This window comes from Devosia sp. (genome assembly GCF_034675085.1).
Taxonomy (GTDB): Bacteria; Pseudomonadota; Alphaproteobacteria; order Rhizobiales; family Devosiaceae; genus Devosia.
On record NZ_JAUCDN010000027.1, the window covers coordinates 1 to 18,978 of the forward strand.

22 protein-coding genes and 1 riboswitch are annotated in these 18,978 nt (G+C 64.5%); of the genes, 17 read left to right on the forward strand and 5 right to left on the reverse strand.

Annotated features, from left to right (window positions below; all coding sequences use genetic code 11):
• Window positions 1-12: 12 nt before the first annotated feature.
• Both hemA and VDP82_RS03320 read right to left on the reverse strand, forming a co-directional pair.
• Window positions 13-1,293: a 5-aminolevulinate synthase gene (hemA, locus tag VDP82_RS03315; protein WP_323013416.1), complete on the reverse strand. Its 1,281-nt coding sequence runs from the start codon at window positions 1,291-1,293 to the stop codon at window positions 13-15.
• Between the two features lie 163 nt (window positions 1,294-1,456).
• The gene (locus VDP82_RS03320) at window positions 1,457-1,630 is read right to left on the reverse strand and encodes a hypothetical protein (protein ID WP_323013417.1); all 174 of its coding nucleotides are present in this window, start codon (window positions 1,628-1,630) and stop codon (window positions 1,457-1,459) included.
• On the opposite strand from VDP82_RS03320, the gene VDP82_RS03325 reads away from it, so the two are divergent.
• Both VDP82_RS03325 and VDP82_RS03330 read left to right on the forward strand, forming a co-directional pair.
• Entirely contained in the window at window positions 1,613-2,383 is a 771-nt protein-coding gene (locus VDP82_RS03325; RefSeq protein ID WP_323013418.1) for an SDR family oxidoreductase, read from the forward strand. The genes VDP82_RS03320 and VDP82_RS03325 overlap by 18 nt on opposite strands.
• A 107-nt stretch (window positions 2,384-2,490) precedes the next feature.
• Window positions 2,491-3,156 carry an OmpA family protein gene (locus VDP82_RS03330; RefSeq protein ID WP_323013419.1) on the forward strand — a complete coding sequence of 222 codons (666 nt, stop codon included), beginning with the start codon at window positions 2,491-2,493 and terminating at the stop codon, window positions 3,154-3,156.
• A 49-nt stretch (window positions 3,157-3,205) separates the two neighbouring features.
• On the opposite strand, the gene VDP82_RS03335 is transcribed toward VDP82_RS03330, so the two are convergent.
• Entirely contained in the window at window positions 3,206-3,493 is a 288-nt protein-coding gene (locus VDP82_RS03335; RefSeq protein ID WP_323013420.1) for a hypothetical protein, read from the reverse strand.
• 167 nt (window positions 3,494-3,660) lie between these two features.
• Between VDP82_RS03335 and VDP82_RS03340 the strand changes: the two genes are divergently transcribed.
• Window positions 3,661-4,050, forward strand: a complete 390-nt coding sequence (locus VDP82_RS03340; RefSeq protein ID WP_323013421.1) for a PRC-barrel domain-containing protein — start codon at window positions 3,661-3,663, stop codon at window positions 4,048-4,050.
• 39 nt (window positions 4,051-4,089) lie between these two features.
• On the opposite strand, the gene VDP82_RS03345 is transcribed toward VDP82_RS03340, so the two are convergent.
• Window positions 4,090-5,058, reverse strand: coding sequence for a DUF4344 domain-containing metallopeptidase (locus tag VDP82_RS03345; protein WP_323013422.1), 969 nt, complete (start codon window positions 5,056-5,058; stop codon window positions 4,090-4,092).
• 187 nt (window positions 5,059-5,245) lie between these two features.
• Between VDP82_RS03345 and VDP82_RS03350 the strand changes: the two genes are divergently transcribed.
• The gene (locus VDP82_RS03350) at window positions 5,246-5,569 is read left to right on the forward strand and encodes a metalloregulator ArsR/SmtB family transcription factor (RefSeq protein WP_323013423.1); all 324 of its coding nucleotides are present in this window, start codon (window positions 5,246-5,248) and stop codon (window positions 5,567-5,569) included.
• On the forward strand, window positions 5,566-5,979 hold the full coding sequence (locus VDP82_RS03355) for an SRPBCC domain-containing protein (protein ID WP_323013424.1): 414 nt from the start codon (window positions 5,566-5,568) through the stop codon (window positions 5,977-5,979). Before VDP82_RS03350 ends, VDP82_RS03355 begins: the two co-directional genes overlap by 4 nt.
• Here the strand turns inward: VDP82_RS03355 and VDP82_RS03360 are convergent.
• Window positions 5,976-7,166, reverse strand: coding sequence for an ROK family protein (locus VDP82_RS03360; protein ID WP_323013425.1), 1,191 nt, complete (start codon window positions 7,164-7,166; stop codon window positions 5,976-5,978). The two genes, VDP82_RS03355 and VDP82_RS03360, sit on opposite strands and share 4 nt — an antisense overlap.
• 115 nt (window positions 7,167-7,281) lie before the next feature.
• On the opposite strand from VDP82_RS03360, the gene VDP82_RS03365 reads away from it, so the two are divergent.
• The 12 genes from VDP82_RS03365 to VDP82_RS03420 all read left to right on the forward strand — a co-directional run.
• Window positions 7,282-8,325, forward strand: a complete 1,044-nt coding sequence (locus VDP82_RS03365) for a hypothetical protein (protein WP_323013426.1) — start codon at window positions 7,282-7,284, stop codon at window positions 8,323-8,325.
• Window positions 8,322-9,254, forward strand: coding sequence for an N-acetylglucosamine kinase (locus VDP82_RS03370; protein ID WP_323013427.1), 933 nt, complete (start codon window positions 8,322-8,324; stop codon window positions 9,252-9,254). Before VDP82_RS03365 ends, VDP82_RS03370 begins: the two co-directional genes overlap by 4 nt.
• Before the next feature lie 2 nt (window positions 9,255-9,256).
• A complete protein-coding gene (locus tag VDP82_RS03375) occupies window positions 9,257-10,153 on the forward strand; it encodes a sugar phosphate isomerase/epimerase family protein (RefSeq protein ID WP_323013428.1) in 897 nt (298 codons plus the stop codon).
• A 29-nt stretch (window positions 10,154-10,182) separates the two neighbouring features.
• Complete coding sequence (locus VDP82_RS03380) at window positions 10,183-11,517, forward strand: ABC transporter substrate-binding protein (RefSeq protein WP_323013429.1); 1,335 nt, start codon at window positions 10,183-10,185, stop codon at window positions 11,515-11,517.
• Window positions 11,514-12,446: a sugar ABC transporter permease gene (locus VDP82_RS03385; protein ID WP_323013430.1), complete on the forward strand. Its 933-nt coding sequence runs from the start codon at window positions 11,514-11,516 to the stop codon at window positions 12,444-12,446. Before VDP82_RS03380 ends, VDP82_RS03385 begins: the two co-directional genes overlap by 4 nt.
• Window positions 12,447-12,448: 2 nt before the next feature.
• Window positions 12,449-13,258 (forward strand): carbohydrate ABC transporter permease, encoded by an 810-nt coding sequence (locus tag VDP82_RS03390; protein ID WP_323013431.1) that lies wholly within the window; start codon window positions 12,449-12,451, stop codon window positions 13,256-13,258.
• Window positions 13,255-14,364: a Gfo/Idh/MocA family oxidoreductase gene (locus tag VDP82_RS03395; protein WP_323013432.1), complete on the forward strand. Its 1,110-nt coding sequence runs from the start codon at window positions 13,255-13,257 to the stop codon at window positions 14,362-14,364. The genes VDP82_RS03390 and VDP82_RS03395 overlap by 4 nt, the downstream gene beginning before the upstream one ends.
• Before the next feature lie 9 nt (window positions 14,365-14,373).
• Entirely contained in the window at window positions 14,374-15,426 is a 1,053-nt protein-coding gene (locus VDP82_RS03400; RefSeq protein ID WP_323013433.1) for a sn-glycerol-3-phosphate ABC transporter ATP-binding protein UgpC, read from the forward strand.
• A gap of 14 nt (window positions 15,427-15,440) precedes the next feature.
• Window positions 15,441-17,030 (forward strand): gamma-glutamyltransferase, encoded by a 1,590-nt coding sequence (ggt, locus tag VDP82_RS03405; protein WP_323013434.1) that lies wholly within the window; start codon window positions 15,441-15,443, stop codon window positions 17,028-17,030.
• Window positions 17,031-17,086: 56 nt separating this feature from the next.
• Window positions 17,087-17,310: riboswitch (cobalamin riboswitch) on the forward strand.
• 95 nt (window positions 17,311-17,405) lie between these two features.
• Window positions 17,406-17,627 carry a glutaredoxin-like protein NrdH gene (gene nrdH, locus VDP82_RS03410; RefSeq protein ID WP_323013435.1) on the forward strand — a complete coding sequence of 74 codons (222 nt, stop codon included), beginning with the start codon at window positions 17,406-17,408 and terminating at the stop codon, window positions 17,625-17,627.
• Window positions 17,628-17,634: 7 nt separating this feature from the next.
• Window positions 17,635-18,039 carry a class Ib ribonucleoside-diphosphate reductase assembly flavoprotein NrdI gene (nrdI, locus tag VDP82_RS03415; RefSeq protein WP_323013436.1) on the forward strand — a complete coding sequence of 135 codons (405 nt, stop codon included), beginning with the start codon at window positions 17,635-17,637 and terminating at the stop codon, window positions 18,037-18,039.
• Window positions 18,021-18,978: ribonucleotide reductase N-terminal alpha domain-containing protein (locus VDP82_RS03420; protein WP_323013437.1), on the forward strand; the 958-nt coding region annotated here is incomplete at its 3' end. The genes nrdI and VDP82_RS03420, both read left to right, overlap by 19 nt.

An 18,978-nucleotide genomic window follows, 5' to 3' on the forward strand; every position in this document is an offset into this window, starting at 1 on the left:
CGGTGGAGGCAATCACCCGCCCAGGCTGGGCAGGGTCAGATCGCCCGAGGTCAGCTTGCTGGCGGTGATGGCGGCATCGGCCTTTTCGCGCGGCACTTCGAGGGCCGTCCAGACGCTGACCAGCGCGTGGCGCAATTCGATAATCATCTCGTCGGTGTGCAGCGGGGTGGGCGTGATGCGCAGCCGCTCGGTGCCCTTGGGCACGGTGGGATAGTTGATGGGCTGGATATAGATGTTGTGCTTGTCCAGCAGCATGTCGCTGGCGGCCTTGACCAGCCGCGCATCGCCCACGATCAGCGGCACGATATGGGTCGCTGTCTCCATCACCGGCAGGCCCGCATCGGCCAGTATGGCCTTGGTCAGCCTGGCCTGGCGCTGATGCTGCTCGCGCTCCAGGCCATTGCCCTTGAGATGCTCGATCGAGGCGCGAGCGGCGGCGCAAAGCGCCGGGGGCAGGGAGGTGGTGAAGATGAATTCGGGCGCATAGGAACGCACGGCGTCGATAATGGCCTTGTTGGCGGTGATATAGCCGCCCATGGTGCCGAAGCCCTTGGCCAGCGTGCCCTCGATGACGTCGATGCGGTCCATCAGGCCGTCGCGCTCGGCAATGCCGCCCCCGCGCGGTCCGTAAATGCCCACGGCATGGACTTCGTCGATATAGGTGAGGGCGCTGAATTCCTCGGCCAGATCGCAGATTTCCTTGATCGGGGCGATGTCGCCATCCATCGAGTAGACCGACTCGAAGCAGATCAGCTTGGGCCGCTTGCGATCGACCTGGCTCAGGAGTTCGCGCAGATGCGCCACGTCATTGTGCCTGAAGATCTTCTTTTCCATGCCCGACTGGCGTACGCCCTGAATCATGGAGGCGTGGTTGAGCTGGTCCGAGAAGATGACGCAATTGGGCAGCAGCCGCGCAATGGTGGAGATGGCGGCCTCATTGGAGACGAAGCCGGACGTAAAGATCAGCGCGCCTTCCTTGCGATGCAGATCCGCCAAAGAGCGCTCGAGCTCGACCAGCGGCCGGTTGGTGCCGGAAATATTGCGGGTGCCGCCCGAGCCGACGCCCAGTTTTCCGGCCGTTTCCTGCATGGCGGCGATCACCTTGGGGTGCTGGCCCATGCCCAGATAGTCGTTGGAGCACCAGATGGTGATTTCGCGGGCATTGTCGGCGTCGTCGCGGAAGATGGCGCGGGGAAAACCGCCGGCGATCCGCTCGATATCGGCGAAAACGCGATAGCGTTTTTCCGCCCGCAGCGTGTCCACTGCATCCTCAAAAATGCCGCGATAATCCATCGAAAGTCCTTCCGTGCCGGCGCAGGGCGGGCAATGCCATCCCGGCTGCAAGCCATACCTATGCCCCCCGATCCGGCATTGACATAGGTCAATTCGCCGCGCGTTTTTCTCAAGGAATCCTAGCGTTTCGAGGTGCGGGCGCCTCACAGCCTTAAGAGTCATTCTAAAGTGCGTTGCCGCTGCTGCCAATGCGGCAAGAAGGCAAAAATATCGCGCTTTTGAGGGTTTTGATCGGCAGGGGCAGGCGGTTGAAGCCGCGCCGCGCCCGCATTAGCATCCTCGCTTGCGCCGCATCAATATTGCCGGGATCACTGCCTTCATGACCGAGTTTGCCCAATATCCGAGCCTTTCCGGCGTTCCCGTGATCATTTCGGGCGGCGCGTCGGGGATTGGTGAAAGCCATGTACGCCATTTCGCGGCGCAGGGGGCCCGGGTTGGTTTTGTCGATATTGATGCCGATGCCGGGGCGGCGCTGGCCGCCGAGCTTGCCGCCGGCGGCGACAGCGTGCGCTTTTTGCCCTGCGACATCACCGATATCGCCGCCTATCAGGCCGCCATTGCCGAATTGGCCGCCAGTCACGGCGATGCGCTGGTGCTGGTCAACAACGCCGCACACGATCAGCGCCACGACTGGCGTGAGGTGACATCCGATTATTGGCAGCGGAACATGGCGGTCAATCTCGACCACGCCTTTTTCGCCATTCAGGCCGTGGCGCCGGGCATGATCAGGGCCGGGCGTGGCTCCATCATCAATACCGGCTCGATAAGCTGGATGGTGCTGACGCCCTCCATTCCCATCTACGAAACGGCAAAGGCCGCCCTTCACGGGCTGACCCGTGCCATGGCGCGGGAACTGGGAAAGTCGGGCATCCGCGTCAATACCCTGGTGCCGGGCGCCGTCATCACTCCACGCCAGCGCGAGCTCTGGCTCAGCAAGGCCGACATGGCTGCTATCGAGACCAGCCAGGCGCTGGCCGGCCATGTCTATCCCGACGATTGCGCGCGCATGACCCTGTTCCTGGCCGCCGAGGACAGCGTCATGATTTCGGGCCAGCAATTTCTCGTCGACGGCGGCTGGGCCCATAGTTGAGCCTTCGGCCGGTTCATTGCCGGTTCAGCTACTTTCGTTCACCACCATACTGCCTTATTCAGTGTGGTAAACAAACGGCCACTCACCATCCTTCAGGGGGATAGCACATGAAGTCGAAATATCTGGTCGCCATCGCGGCCACGCTGGCGCTGACGGCCTGCACCACCACCGATCCCTATACCGGCCAGAGCCGGCTTTCCAACACGGCTGGCGGCAGCCTGATCGGCGTGGGCGGCGGCGCCGTCGCCGGTGCCATCGTCGGTGCGGCGGTGGGGGGCGATCCGCGCGTCGGCGCCCTGATCGGCGCAGGCGTGGGCGGGCTGACCGGCGCGGCCATCGGTTCCTATATGGACCAGCAGGAAGCCGAATTGCGCGCCCAGCTTCAGGGCACCGGGGTCTCGGTGACCCGCGTGGGGCAGAACATCATCCTCAACATGCCCTCCAACATCACGTTCGCCACCGACCAGTCGAATGTGCAGCCCCAGTTCAACCAGACCCTGGTCTCGGTGGCCCTCGTGCTCAAGAAGTTCGAAAAGACCATCGTCGACGTCTACGGCCATACCGATTCGACCGGCTCGGATTCGCACAATCTGTCGCTGAGCCAGCGCCGCGCCGTTTCGGTCGCCACCATCCTGGCTAACCAGGGCATCGACCAGCGCCGTTTCTACATCGAGGGCAAGGGCTCGATGAGCCCCATCGCCTCGAACGCCACCGAAACCGGTCGCGCGCAGAACCGCCGCGTGGAAATCCAGATCGCGCCGATCAACGGCTGATCGTTTGTCGCGCCCGAAAGCAAAAGCGCAGCCTCCGGGCTGCGCTTTTTTATTGCGGTGCGGTCAACGGCTGCGCCGTCGGCGAACTGGGCTGGGTAGCGGTGCCGGGCGCGCCGTTGAGCATTTGCAGCACCAGCAGCAATGCGATCACGATGGCCAGCGCCAGAACGCCATAGAACCACCAGCCGGTCGGGCTGGTCGCGCCCACGCTTTCTTCCAGAGCGTCGGTCGTGCTCAGGGGCGAGCCTTCCGGCACCACGATCGGCGCTCCGGTTTCATCCACCAATGCATCGACCACGGCAACATCGGGCGCCTTGAGATCGGTCTTGCCTGCCATCGTGCTTCCTCCGCCGCTGCGTTTCGGGCCTTATGGCCCGCAGGAGGAATGCTCCGATCGTCCACACGGTTCCGCCACGGGCGGGCGCGATCACAGTTTCACAATCGGGGAACTGGGCCGACGGAGGGTGCGTTGCCCCCGCATACTCAAACCCAAGGAGCAAGAACATGGCCTATGACGACATGCGCAACCGCGATGCCAACGTCAAGGAAACCCACGACCTGATCGCTTCCGACAAGGTGGAAGGCACCAAGGTGTTTGACCCGGCGGGCGAACGCATCGGCACCATCGAGCGTATCCTGGTCGAAAAGCGCAGCGGCAAGGTGTCCTACGCCGTGCTGAGCTTCGGCGGTTTCCTGGGCATGGGCGAGGATCACTATCCCCTTCCCTGGTCCAAGCTCAATTATGACGAAAGCCTGGGCGGCTATCGCGTCGATCTCACCCGTGAGCAGATCGAAGGCGCCCCCCATTATGCGGATGAAGACGAGAGCTACTGGACTCCCGAAAACGGACGCCGCCTGCACGACTATTACGGTGTCGCCCCCTATTGGCTCTGACCGAACCGGCACCGGCGCCCCTTGGGGCGCCGGTTCTTTTTATTGGCCCTGCGGCACCATGAAAGTGTCGAACATGAAGTCCCAGCTCGCATTGTAGCGGGCGTATTCGGCGGGGCAGCGCACGGCGCGGCTGTAGGGCAGGATGTTGAGCGCGTCGGTCTTGCGCAGCCAGTCCTGAACCTTTTCGCCGTCGAATTGGCCGGGGCTCTTGTCCGCCGTTTCCAGAACCATCATCAGGCCTGGGGTGAGGATGGGAGCATAGAGGTCCGGATTGGCCCCCAGCACGAGGCACATCACGTCATAATAGCGCTGCTGGCCCAGGGCGTGTTCGTCCGAAAAGATGTCGCGGGTCAGTTCCGCCGGCTCGCTTGCGAGCTGCATGAAGAAATAGGCCCCGAGCAGCGCCAGCCGCGAGGGTCGCTCCTCGAAGCTGTCACTCTCCTCATCAGCCCCGATCAGCGCCAGCGTGGCAAACTGGTCGACCGCGTCCTCCTCCTTGCCGGTGATCGGCAAGTCGAACACGTCGGTCAGCCCATGGCCCAGCTCGTGCATGAGGATGAAGAGCGTCGTGCCCATCAGCACGTCCTCGGCTTCCAGCCCCTTCAGAAAGGCCTGCTCCTCTCCTTCGATATGGGCGTAGCTGGTATTATAGAGGGCCATCAGCTCGTAGCACATGGTCAGGCTTCGCTCCGCCGGCGACCAATAGGCATTGGCGCCGCCGCAATCGGTGAAGGTGACCGGAATGTCCTGGGGCAGGGCGATCTGGTCGGCCATGTCGGACAGAAGCTCGGCGAAAACCCCCTCCCGCTGGAATTTCGAGCGGACCAGCCCCATGCCGTCCACCGCCGTGGGCTCGAATGTCAGCACGAAGCGATGTTCGCCCAGAACTGTGCCCGCCGCCGCGCCTGGCGTCAGCACCTCCACTTCGGTTTCCCCATGCGCCACTGCCGGCAGCGCCAGGCACAAGGCGGCGCCGGCGGCCAGCGCCCATCTGCCAAATCCGATCATGCATTCCCCCTGAAACATTTCCAAAATTGCGGGGCGAATTATCGAGAGCACATCTTGCCAAGAGCAACCACGGTCCGGGCCTTCTTGCCGGGGTAGAGAATATTTTCTTAATCGACGCCTTTGGGCTGGACTTATCCATAGCTGTATGGCTATGAATAATCCATAGCCATACAGCTATGGATTTCCGATGTTGCCCGCGCCCGATCTGCTTTTCAAAACGCTTGCCGACCCCACGAGGCGCGCCCTTTTCGAGCGGCTGTGCCGCGAGGGCGAGCAGACCGTGGCTTCGCTTACAGCGGGCGCCGGGGTGTCCCAGCCGGTGGTGTCACGCCATCTCGGGCTGCTGCGGCAAGCCGGCCTGGTGGAAGATCGGCCGCAAGGCCGCAACACGCATTATCGCGCGCTTCCCGGTGCGCTGACGCCGTTGACGGATTGGGCCGGCCAGATGGCCTCCTTCTGGAATCATCGGCTCGACAGTCTCGAAGACCTGCTCAAAAGGATGGATCAATGACCAACCCCGAAACGCTTTCCGTCGTCGTCGAACGCGACATGCCCTTTCCGCCCGAAAGGATCTGGCGTGCCTTGACCCAGCCACATCTGATCGCGGAATGGCTGATGACCAATGATTTCAGCCCCGTGGTCGGCCATGCCTTCAAGCTGAGCGGGGATTGGGGGGCGGTCGATTGCCAGGTCCGGTCGGTGGAGCCCAATCGGTCGCTGGTCTATAGCTGGGCTGCCTATGGGCTCGACAGCATCGTCACCTGGACGCTGACGCCCAGCGCGGCAGGCACGCATCTGCGCATGGAGCAATCCGGCTTCGCGCCCGACCAGCAGCAGTTCTACCAGGGCGCCCAGGCCAGCTGGCCCGGCTTCATCGCTACTTTGGAACAGGTCGTGGCGCGGCTCGAAAACAGCCACTAAGCCGCCGGCGTCCATACCGGTGGGTTGGAGATCGTGGTCCGGTAGTGCCGGTCCGCGATCTTGCGGTTGAGATATTCGCTGGCGATGATGGCGGCGCCATCGGCGGTGGCGTGACGGCCCAGCCGGCTGATGTCGATCCGGGTGAAGCGGGTGCGTGCGGCGAACTCCGCTGCCATGGTTTCAGTGAGGAGGCCATTGCGCGAGAGGCCTCCCCCGATGACCAGGATGGAGGGGTCGAGCAGGGTCGCCGTTGCAGCCGCGAGGCGTCCCAGCGCAATGCCATGCTCGGTGATGATCCCTCGTGCCTGGGCGATTTCATCCAGCGCTACGTTCAGCACTTCGGTGATGCTGCCGGGCATGGACAGGCCGCTCGGCCAGAAAGGCCGCAGCCGCGCGATCAGCCCGGTTGAGCCATAGGCGGTCTCGATGGCATTGCGCGGCGAATCCACGTCCGCCGACCATGAAACGGGCACCTGCGCCAGCTCTCCGCTGGCCCCGTGCCCGCCCCGGATCAGCCGCCCGTCGCAGAAAATGCCGACGCCGATGCCGACGCCGATCTGGAAATAGACCGCGTCGGCGTGGTCGCGCATCAGCCCGTGCTGATGCTCGGTCACCGCGGCGCAATTGACGTTGTTTTCCACCAGCAGCGGAACGGTGGCGTCCAGCGCCGCCGCCGTCGCGAAGCGTTCCACCATGGCGTGGGGGACGGTGGGCGTTTCGCCCCCATCCAGCCGGCGCGGCACGATCTGGTTGAGCGCCAGCGCCACTGCCCGCAATGGAGCGGCGCCCCCCTGGCGGGCGGCGGCCTTCTGCGCCAGCGCACCTGCCAGCCCCGCCGCTTGCAGCGGCGCGCCGCCATGGTCGAGATTCTGCCGGTCCAGCTCGGTGCCGTCCAGGCCCATTGCCACAAGCGTGATCTGGGTGGCGCCGATATCGATGCCCATGATCCAGCCCGCCAGTGGGCTGATGCCATAGACCAGCGTTGCCCGTCCGCGTGCGCCCTGTTCCCGGCGCAATTCGGTGGCCAGCCTGGCGCCGCTCAACTCGGCCAGCGCCGTCGTCACCGTCGGCAGGCTCACGCCCACATCCTCGGCAATCATTTTTCGCGTCGCCTGGCGGGCGCGGGCCAGGCTGGCGAAGATGGCGCGCGCAACGTCCGAAATCCTGGCGTCGGCCAGCTCCTGCATGGGCGTTTCCCCCTGATTCCCTCCAAAAGTCGTAGCACGCCAATCCGCTTTGGGCACTTGACCTATTTATTAAAGTTTGTAACTTTAAAAAATAACAGAATTATGGAGGCCCCAATTGTCCGGTACGATCTACCCCAAGCGCGCATGGATCAGCGCAGCGGCCTCCTATGCCGGCCAGGCTGAAGCCCTGGTGGCTATGGTGCCCCGCCTTTGGGAGCAGATCGGGGCCCTCCAACCGCAAAGGCCCGCCGACATTTCCATCCTGGGAATCGGGGCCAGCCATGCCGCCGCCGCCGCGCCGGTCTATCGCCTGCGCCAGGACGGCATTAAGGCGTCCCGTTTCCTCGCCAGCGAATGGCCGCTCGATGGCGCTCTTTCCGATGGCATGGTGATTTTCATCTCCCAGAGCGGCCGCAGCGCCGAGGTGGTCGATCTGGCGGCGCGCGCCAAGGGTGAGAACAATCTCGCCGTAACCAATTATCACCCCTCTCCCTTGGGTGAAGTGTGCGGGCAGGGGCTCAATCTGGGCAATTTGTCCGACAGTTCCGTGTCCTTCGTCAGCTTCACCGGCACCATGCTGGCGCTGGGCCTTCTGGCCGATTATTGGGCAGGTCGGAACGATCTCGCCCGCTGGCAGGACTGGATCGGTTCCGGCATGGCTCGGATCATGGCCGCCGACGATGCGCTGCGCGACCTTGCCGGCCAGTTGATCGCCTGTCCAAGCGTCGATTTCGTTGCCCCCGCGCCCTCGGCCTCCATCGCCGAAGAGGCGGCGCTGATGTTCCGCGAAGGCCCGCGGCTCATGGCGACCGGCATGGAAACCCGCCAATATCTGCATGGCCCCATGGATGCAGCCGGCAAGGCCGGGCATGTCGTTTTCGGCGGTGCGCGCGAAGCGCTTCTCATCGACCAACTGGCCGAGCAGTCCGACCGGCTCGCCTATGTCACCGGCCTGGGCGGCGGCACTCCGCGCGTTCCCACCCTTTTGACGCTGGAGCTGCCGGTTCCGGTCAGCGAAGGCATCGGCTTTGCCATTGTCGGCAGTTTCCTGGCCCAGCGGTTGACCCTGCACGCCGCCGATCTGCGCGGCATCGACATCAACGAGCCCGTATTCATCCGTCTCGACACCAAGACCGACCGCGTCGGGGCCTCCGCATGAGCGTCACGGCTTCGGGGCGGGTGCTTGTCGGCATAGATGCCGGGGGCACCAAGACCCATATCCGCATCGAAACCACAGCCGGCGTGGTGCTGGGCGATCGTGTCCACGGCAATACCGGCTGGGCCGCCATGACCGACGCCGCGCGCGCTGAGGCGCTGGCGCAGCTTCTGCGCGATGAACTCTCCGGCATGCCGGTTCCGGCCGCGATCGTCGCCGGCGTTCACGGCAATGACAGCCCCGAGCAGCACGATACCCTGATTGCGCCGTTGCGCCGGCATTATCCGCTGGTCGAGATGCTCAACGATTCTCATCTGCTGGTGCTGGCCCATGGTCTGAGCTCCGGCACCGGGCTGGTGGCCGGCACCGGCTCCTCGGCCACCGCTATATTGGCCGATGGCGGCGCGGTGACGGTTGGCGGATGGGGCTGGGTACTTGGCGACGAAGGCGGCGCGGTCGGGCTCGTGCGCGATGCCGCGCGGCAGGTGCTCGATGCTTATGACAGCGCCGAGCAGGATTGCCTTGCGCCCGCGCTGATGCAGGCCCTGGGTGTCACCCATCCTCACGCGTGGTCCTATCACTTGGCCAGCGTCGAGCCCCGCCTCTGGGCGCAGGCGGCTCGCGTGGTGTTCGAGGCGGCCGCTTCCGGTTCGGTTCGCGCCCGCCGCATCATTCTCGATCAGGCTGAGGCCATGGCTCGGCTGATCGAGCAGTTGCGCCAGCGCGGCGGCGATGTTTCCACCGTGGTGTGCGCCGGCGGCGTACTGCGCAACCAACCCGCTCTGTTCGATGCCTTTTCGTCCGCCGTCGCCCAGCGCCTGGGCGATGGCACCACCGTGGCCATGCTGGCCAATCCTCCCGTCAGCGGCGCCATCAACCGCGCGCGGCAACTGGCTGGGTCTGCATTCCCGGCAAAAGCCCAAGGAGCCTAGACATGTCCGTTCTCATCGCCAATGCGCCGGTTACCTGGGGCGTGTGGGGGCCGCATAGCCTTCCCGCCGGCCGCACGCCGCGCGATATTCTCTCGGCTCTGCAAAAGGCCGGCTATGACGGTGTCGAGCTGGGCCCGCTGGGCTTTTTCGGCCCCGATGCGGCCGGCACGGTAGCGACGCTCGATGAATTCGGCCTGCGCTCGGCCGGCGCCTATGTGCCGCTGCGTCCGCTGCATGGCCCCGAGGTCATGGCCGCCGATATCGAAGGGCTGCGCGCGGTCTGCGCCACGCTTGCCGCCTTTCCCCAGTCAGGCCCGGTCATCCTCGCCGAAGAAACCGAGCCCGAGATCAAGAAACATGTGATGCGCGGCACCCGCCATCCCGAGCTCGACCTCAATGCCGGTCAGTGGAAAGTGCTGATCGAGGGCATGAATGACGCCGCCCGCATCGCCGCCGATTACGGGCTCATGGTGTCCTATCACCCCCATACCGGCACCCATGTCGAGCAGCCTCATGAGGTCGACCGCCTGCTGGAGGGGAGCGAGCTGTCCATGACGCTCGATACCGGCCATGCCGCCGCCGGCGGTGACGATCCGCTGGATCTGCTGGCCCGCTGGGGCGACCGGGTCAATCACATCCACATCAAGAATGTGGCCATGGCTCCGGTCCGCGCCGCCAGTGAGGACGGCCGGGTTTTCGGCATGGCCGATGCTTCCACGCGCCTGGATGCGGGCGATCTCGACCTGGCGGCCTTCATGCGCGCGCTGGGGCGACAGAATTATCGCGGCTGGATCGTGGTGGAGCAGGACCGCCGCCCCGATGGCGGCCACGATCATGCGGCAGTCGATGCCGAACAACAAGAGAATCTGCACTGGGTGAGGGCCCGGGCCGATTGGTGAAACGCATGGAAGTTATAGGAGAAACGAAAATGCAAAGACGGAATTTCAACCTGATGCTCGCCGCTTCGGCGCTGAGCCTGTGCATGGCGTCCACCGCCATCGCCGCCGAGATCACCGCCCCGCTGAGCGTGGACGATGTCGCGGCGCTGGGTGACGTCACCCTGCGCGTCTGGGCCGATGCTGGCGAGGAAGCCATGCTCAACAAGCTCATCCCGCTCTATGAAGAGACCTATCCCAATGTGACGGTGGAACTCACCCTCAAGGGCTGGGGCGACCTGATGGGCACCGTCGTCAACGCCATGAACAGCAACACCCCGCCGGATGTGACCAACGGCAACCAGGGCTTTGCCATCATGGGCACCATGGTCAAGGCCAAGTTGCTGCGCCAGCTCGACGATTTCATCACTGCCTATGGCATCGACCAGGGCGTGCCGGCCAGCGGCTTTGCCTCCATGCGCTGGAACGACGAAGGCACCGCCTGGGGCGAAGGCCACATCTACGGCATGGGCGGCGCCACCCAGCCGCTGGGCCTGTTCTACAGCAAGGCCAAGCTCGAAGCGCTCGGCATCGAGCCGCCCCAGTCCATCGGCGATCTCGAAGCCGCTCTGGTCAAGGCCAATGAGGCGGGCGAGCTGCCCATCATGCTCGGCAACGCCGCGCAGTACCCGCTGGGCTCGCACGTCCTGGGCATTCTCATCGACATGTATTCGGGCGTCGATGAGGTCAATGCCTGGATCGCCGGTAAGGAAGGCTCGACCTTCGACATGCCGGGCATACGCAAGGCGCTCGAAACCCTCAAGGGTTGGGGCGACGCCGGCTATTTCGGCCGCGGCTATGATGGCCGCTCGCTCGACGACGCCGTGGCGGCCTTTGGCGGCGGCGAGGGCGTGTTCTTCCTCGGTGGCTCGTTCAACGGCGCGCGCCTCGCGGCGGTCGATCCGGATGCTTTCGGCTTTACCCTGCTGCGCGGCGAAGGGGGTGAATATGTCACCACCGGCACGTTCGGCACGCCCTGGCACGTCAGCGCCAAGACCGAGCTGGAGCCGGCGGCCCTGGCTTTCCTCGGCATGATGCTGAGCAAGGATTTCGCCCAGGCCTATGCCGATGTGAGCCGCCTGCCCAATGCCAATCTCGAAACGGTGACCCCCACCGGCTCGATGCATGAGGCCCAGCTTGCGGCCGCCCGCGCGCTCTTTGCCGATGGCGAGTTTGTAGGCTATCTCGACTGGGCGACCCCGACCATGCAGCGCACCATGGGCACCCAGGCCCAGATGCTGCTGGCCGGCCGCACCGACATCGACTCCTTCATCGCTGCCGTCCAGCAGGATTGGGAGCCCTACCAGGCAGAGCGTCTCGCCCAATGACCCTTGCGTCGCAATCGCAAAACAACAACGCCCCTCGGCAGACCTCAGGGTCTGCCGAGCCGGCAATCGGCGGCTTTGCCTGGCGGCATCTGCTCTATCTGGCGCCGGGGCTGGCGGTTTACGCCCTGTTCTGCCTGTGGCCGCTCGTCCAGACTGCCTATTTCTCTTTCCTGAGCTGGGATGGCATCACCCAGGCGCGCTGGGTCGGCCTGCGCAATTACGTCTCGGTCTTCACCAATACCCAGACCCTGACGGTCTTCGGCCACGGCCTTATCATGATCGTCTTTTATGCGGTGTTGCCTGTGCTGATCGGCCTGCTGATCGTCGCCATCATGACGCGCATTCGCATTCGCCTGCTGGCCATGTTCCGCACCGTGCTGTTCCTGCCCCAGATTCTGGCCACCGTGGTGGTCGCCGTCGCCTGGCGCTGGATCTATGCCTATGACGGACCGATCAATGCCGTGCTCAATCTGGTGGGCCTGGAAAGCCTCACCCGCGCCTGGCTCGGCGATTTCGACACCGCGCTGATCTCGGTGGGCCTGATCGGCACCTGGATCAATTTCGGCCTGTGCATGGTGCTGTTCATCGGCGGCGCGCAGAAGATCGATACCCAGCTTTACGAAGCTGCCCGGCTCGACGGCGCCAATGCGGTGCAGGAGTTTTTCGCTGTCACCCTGCCGGCACTGCGCGGCGAGATTTCCATTGCCTTGGTCCTCACCGTCACCAATGCCCTGCGCAATTTCGACATCGTCTGGAACACCACTTCGGGCGGGCCGGGCACCTCGACCCTGGTTCCGAGCTATCTCATCTATGAAGGCGCTTTCGTCACCCGCAATGTCGGCTTCGCCGCAGCGGCCAGCGTGGTGCTCACCATCCTCATTCTGGTTCTGACGGGCGCCATAACCCGTCTGCTGAGGTCGCGGGACTGACCATGGAATCACGCAAGGAAGTCATCGCCGGCCATGCCGTGCTCATCATCGGGGCGCTCGTCGCGCTCTATCCTTTCGTTTCCGTGGCGCTGCACGCCCTGTCGCCGGCCCCTGGCAGCGCCGCCACCGGCTGGACGCTGGAAAACTTCATCGGCGCCTGGACGCGCGGCGGCTTCAGCCGCTCGCTCTGGAACAGCGCGCTGGTCGCCTTTTCGGTGGTGGGCGCCACGGCGGTGGCCGCCGTGCTCGCCGGCTATGTCCTGTCGGTGCTCAAGTTCCGCTGGCGGGTTTTCGTCTTCGCCCTGCTGATGATCGGGCTGGTGCTGCCTTCCGAGGCGCGCATCATTCCGCTCTACAATTTCTTCTCCGCCACCGGCCTGCTCAACAGCTATTGGGCGCTGATCCTGCCGCAGGTGGCCAGCTCGCTGCCGCTGGCGACCTTCTGGATGGCCAATTATTTCTCCCAGCTCCCCGAAAGCCTGGCCGAGGCGGCCGCGCTGGATGGGGCAGGGGAGTTCGACATCCTGCGCCATATCTACGCCCCGCTCGGCATGAGCGCGGTGATGACGCTGAGCTGCCTGATTTTCCTCTATACCTGGAACGAGTTCATGCTGGCGCTGGTGCTCATGCCCGACAATGTCGCGGTGCAGACGGCGCCGCTGTCGCTCTCCTTCTTTGCCGGAAACGAGCGCACCACCGAACCCGAGGTCATCGCCGCCGCCGCCGTTCTGGTCGCGCTGCCGGTGGTGATCGCCTATTTCCTCTTGCAAAGGCGGTTCATGAGCGGACTGCTGGAAGGAGCCGTAAAATGACGCAGACTGCTGCGCCCATCCGCCTGGGCATTATCGGCCTCGGCCTCATCACCCAGAGCGTTCACCTGCCCAATATATTGGGGCCCTTGCGCGGGCGTTTCAGCGTGGTCCATGTCTGCGATCTTTCGGCGGGTCTGGCCCGGGCCATGGGCGAAGAGCTTGGCGCCCGCTACACCAGTGACGCCGCCGCGGTCCTGGCCGATGCGGAGGTCGACGCGGTGCTGATCTGCACCCCGGGCGCCCATTCCGAGATCGCCCGCCAGGCCCTCGAAAGCGGCAAGCACGTTTTTGCCGAAAAGCCTTACAGCTACGATCCGGCCATTGCCGCGCGCGATGCTGGCTTCGCCGCCGAAAAGGGGCTGGTGCTTCAGGTGGGCTACATGAAGATGTACGAGCCCGCCATTGCCGAGGCCCGTCGCCGCATGCAGGCCATCGGCCCCCTGCGCCTCGTGCGCATGACCGTGCTGCATCCCTCCGACGAGCGCCAGACCGACGATCTGGGCATCAAGCGTTTCTCCGATGTGACCCAGGACCAGCTCGAGGCTGCCCGCACCCAGAACCAGGCCGAGGTCAAGGCCGCCATCGCCGCCGAGGCCGGCATCGACCCGGTGCTGTTCCGCAATGTGCTGCATGGCTCGGTCTGCCACCAGACCGCCGTGCTTCGCGCCCTGTTTCCAAAAGACAGCGTTGAGGTCATCTCCGGCCATCAGGATGCGCCGGGCTCCCAGCGGTCCGAGCCGCCTAAGCTGCAATTGCTCGGCCGTATCGCTGGCGGGCCCGACTGGGTCATCTCCTGGAACTGGCTCACCCATTTCCCCGACTATGAGGAATGGGTGGAGATCTATGGCGACCATGGCAGCCTGCGCATAGACCTGCCCCCGCCCTACAAGAAGGCGCAACTGGCCAGCCTCACCGCCCGCACCGTCGGCGCCGACGGCCAGACGCTGGTGGAGCATTGGGAGCCCAAGGGCGCCAATGCCTTCACCCAGGAGCTCATGGCCTTCGCCAGTTCCATCAACACCGGCGCCCCCGTGCTGTCCGATGCCGGCGGGGCGGGGCGCGACGCAGCCGTGCTCCTGCGGCTCGCGGCCGTTCTTGGATCCTAGGAGAGGCTGATGGCTTCCGTTGAAATTCGCGGCCTGCGCAAGAGCTATGGCGCAACCGATGTCATCAAGAACGTCTCCATTGACGTGGAGGATGGCCAGTTCGTCGTGCTGGTCGGCCCCTCGGGCTGTGGCAAGTCCACGCTTTTGCGCATGATCGCCGGGCTCGAATCCATTTCTGATGGCGAGGTGCGCATTGGCGGAAAGGTGGTTAATGCCGTGCCGCCCAAGGAGCGCGACATCGCCATGGTGTTCCAGAATTATGCGCTCTATCCGCATATGACCGTGGCCGAGAACATGGGCTTCTCGCTCAAGCTCAAAAAGGTGCCCAAGGCCGAAATCCGCGCCCAGGTCGAGCGCGCCGCCGACATTTTGGGTCTGGCTCCGCTGCTGGAGCGCCGCCCCAAGCAGCTTTCGGGTGGCCAGCGCCAGCGCGTCGCCATGGGCCGCGCCATCGTGCGCGACCCGCAGGTGTTCCTGTTCGACGAGCCCCTGTCCAATCTCGATGCCAAGCTGCGCGTGCAGATGCGCACCGAGATCAAGGCGTTGCATCAGCGCCTGGGCACCACCACCGTCTATGTGACCCACGACCAGATCGAGGCCCTGACGATGGCCGACAAGATCGTGCTGCTCAACGATGGCAATGTCGAGCAGATGGGCCCGCCGCTCGAACTCTACGATCGTCCGGCCAACCGGTTCGTCGCCAGTTTCATCGGCTCCCCGGCGATGAATTTCTTCTCCGGCACCATCGAGGACGGCAAGTTCCGCACCCGATCCGGTGCGCTGCTGCCTTTGGCCGCAATGCCCGATGCCGCGCCCGGCCAGCCGCTCACCTATGGCGTGCGTCCCGAGCATTTCCGGCTCGATCCCGATGGCGTTCCCGTGGATGTGGCGGTCATCGAGCCCGCTGGCTCGGAAACCCAGCTGTTCGGCAAGCTCGGCGATGACGATGTGGTCGGTGTCTTCCGCGAGCGGCTCACCGCCCGCCCCGGCGAGCGCATCGCCATGTCGCCCATGCCCGAGGCCGTCCATATCTTCGATGGGCAGACGGGCAAGCGCCTCTAGCAGGATCGGGCAGGATGCAGCAGCGCGATTTCATGGTGCCGGGCCGCTCGGTTGCCATTGCCGAAAAGGCCATGGCCGCCACCTCCCATCCGCAGGCGACGCTGGTGGCGCTCGACATGCTGCGCGCCGGCGGCAATGCGGTGGATGCGGCGCTGGCCGCCGTGGCCCTTCAATGCGTCATCGACCCGCATATGACCGGCATTGGCGGCGATTGCTTTGCGCTTTATGCGCCCGCTGGCGCGGAGCCGGTCTGCATCAACGGCTCGGGCCGCACGCCGGCCGCCGCGCGGCTCGAAACCCTGTTGCAAGCCGGGCACGCCAGTGTTCCCGACAGGTCCGCCCATGCCGTCACCATTCCCGGTGCCGTGGATGCCTGGTGCCGCCTGAGCACGGCTCATGGCCGGCTCGATCTCGAAACCGTCCTCGCCCCCGCCATTGCCGCCGCCGAAAACGGTTTCACCGTCACTCCGCGCGTCGCGCTGGACTGGCGGGTTTACTCCGATCGCCTCGCTGGCCATCCGCCGGCCGCCACGCAATTCCTGCCGCAGGGCCGGCCGCTCGATATCGGCGACCGCCTCGCCGATCCAGCGCTGGCCCACACCCTGCGCCGCATTGGCCGCGAGGGGCGCGATGCCTTTTATACCGGCGCGGTCGCGGCCGACATGGTCGCCACCCTGCGGGCCGTAGGCGGTGCCCATGAACTGGCCGATTTTTCCGGCCATGTCAGCCTGGAAAGCGCGCCCATAAGCGCCCGCTATCGCGATTATGAACTGCTCGAATGCCCGCCCAACGGACAGGGGCTGACGGCGCTGGTGCTGGCGCGCCTTCTCGACGGCTTCGATCTTTCCGATCCGCAACTGAGCCAGGCCGACCGCATCCATCTGCTGGCCGAGGCCACCAAGGCTGCCTATCGCCTGCGCGACCAATATATCGCCGACCCGGCCGCCATGCCGCTGAGCGTCGATGCCCTGCTTTCCGAAAGCGCCATGGCGCAGTTGCGCCAGCGCATCGCGCTGGATCGGGCCAGCCCGGTGGAGACCTACGATTTTCCGGTCCATCGCGACACGGTCTATGTCAGCGTGGTCGACGCCGATGGCAATGCCATCTCCCTCATCAATTCAGTATTCAATGCCTTTGGCAGCGGCATCTATGCCGCCCAAAGCGGCGTGCTGTTCAACAATCGCGGCTCCGGCTTTTCCCTTGTGCCGGACCACCCCAATGCCTATGGGCCGGCCAAGCGCCCGCTCCACACCATCATTCCCGCTATCGTCCGCCGGAACGGGCAGGTGGTGATGAGCTATGGCGTCATGGGTGGCCAGTATCAGGCCGTCGGGCACCTGCACATCCTCTCCCAGATCGTCGATCGCGGCCTGGATGTGCAGCAGGCCAGCGACCAGCCGCGCAGCTTCTTCACCGAGGGCGCCATCACGCTCGAACCCACCATCGGGGACGATGTGCGCATCGAGCTCGAACGGCGTGGCCACAGGACACGCTGGGCCAGCGAGCCCCTTGGGGGCTGCCAGGCCATCTGGATCGACCGGGAAAAGGGCCTGCTCTGGGGCGCCTCCGACCACCGCAAGGATGGTGTCGCCCTGGGCTTTTGAATCCATTTCGGTGACAAGCCCTCTCGAAGCGATTGCGCGCGCGCAAATGCGGACCTACTATATATAGCGTTTGAGGTGCCTCCGATTCGCAAGGATTGGAAGCTAAGAGGGAATTCGGTGACAGCGGCGCCTTAGGCGCCGAACCATGCCGAAGCTGCCCCCGCAACTGTGAACGGTGAGTTCTTGTTCGACTATGCCACTGAGCCCATGCGGCTCGGGAAGGCCGGGCAAGGGCGACGACTCGTGAGCCAGGAGACCTGCCTCGAACACATACGTCCACCGGCGGGGTGCCCGGTCAGGCGAACGAGCGGCCATGCCTTGCCGCGCGTTTTCGTCGTCGCGCCTCGCTTCTAGAGCCTAGTCGAGGAACCACCGATGAGCATCACCGTCTACAGCAAGCCCGCCTGCGTCCAGTGCACCGCCACCACCAAGGCGCTCGACCGCAAGGGGCTCGATTACACCATCATCGATATTTCCGAAGATGAGGACGCCTATGCGCGGGTGGAGCAGATGGGCTATCGCCAGGTGCCCGTGGTGGTCGCCGGCGATACCCATTGGGCCGGCTTCCGCCCCGACATGATCGGCGCGCTGGCCTGAGCCGGCCATGGGCGGGCTCGTCTATTATTCCAGCACCTCCGAAAACACCCTGCGTTTTGTCGAAAAGCTCGGGTTCGGGGGGCAGCGCCTGCCGGTCGATGCCGCAAGCGAACCGCCTCTGGCCGAGGCTCCCTATGTGCTGGTGCTGCCCACCTATGGCGGCGGCAATGGCAAGGGGGCCGTGCCCAAGCCGGTGATCCGCTTTCTCAACATCGAGGCCAATCGCGGCCTAATTCGTGGCGTCATCGCCGCGGGAAACACCAATTTCGGCGCCTTTTACGCCATTGCCGGCGACATCGTCAGCCAGAAATGCGCCGTGCCCCTGCTCTATCGCTTCGAGCTTTTGGGCACCGATGACGATGTCGCCACTGTCAGACAGGGACTTGAACTCTTTTGGACACGCTCGCACTAGACCGCCCGGCCAAGCCGGTGGAAAAATCGCAGGACCAGGCGCTGGATTTCCACGCGCTCAACGCCATGCTGAACCTCTATGACGATGCGGGCCGCATCCAGTTCGACAAGGACCGGCAGGCCGCGCACCAGTATTTCCTCCAGCACGTCAACCAGAACACGGTGTTCTTCCACAATCTGCGGGAAAAGCTCACCTATCTGGTGGAGGAGGGCTATTACGAGCAGGACGTGCTCGATCAGTACGCCTTCAACTTCGTGCGCGATCTTTACGATCACGCCTATGACAAGAAGTTCCGCTTCCCAACCTTCCTGGGCGCGTTCAAATATTACACCAGCTACACCCTCAAGACGTTCGACGGAAAGCGTTATCTCGAGCGCTATGAGGATCGCGTCTGCATGGTGGCGCTGGCGCTGGCGCGGGGCGATGAAAACCTCGCCCGCAGCCTAGTCGACGAGATCATGGCCGGCCGTTTCCAGCCGGCGACGCCCACTTTCCTCAATGCCGGCAAGAAGCAGCGCGGCGAACTCGTCTCCTGCTTCCTGCTGCGCGTCGAGGACAATATGGAATCGATCGGCCGCGCCATCAATTCGGCCCTGCAATTGTCCAAGCGCGGCGGCGGGGTGGCCCTGAGCCTCACAAATATTCGCGAGATGGGCGCCCCCATCAAGCAGATCGAGAACCAGTCATCGGGCGTCTTGCCGGTGATGAAGCTGCTCGAAGACAGCTTTTCCTATGCCAACCAGCTGGGTGCGCGGCAGGGCGCCGGGGCGGTGTATCTGCATGCTCACCATCCCGACATCATGCGCTTCCTCGATACCAAGCGCGAAAATGCCGACGAAAAGGTACGCATCAAGACCCTGTCGCTGGGAGTCGTCATCCCTGACATCACCTTCGAATTGGCCCGCAACAACGAGGATATGTACCTGTTCTCGCCCTATG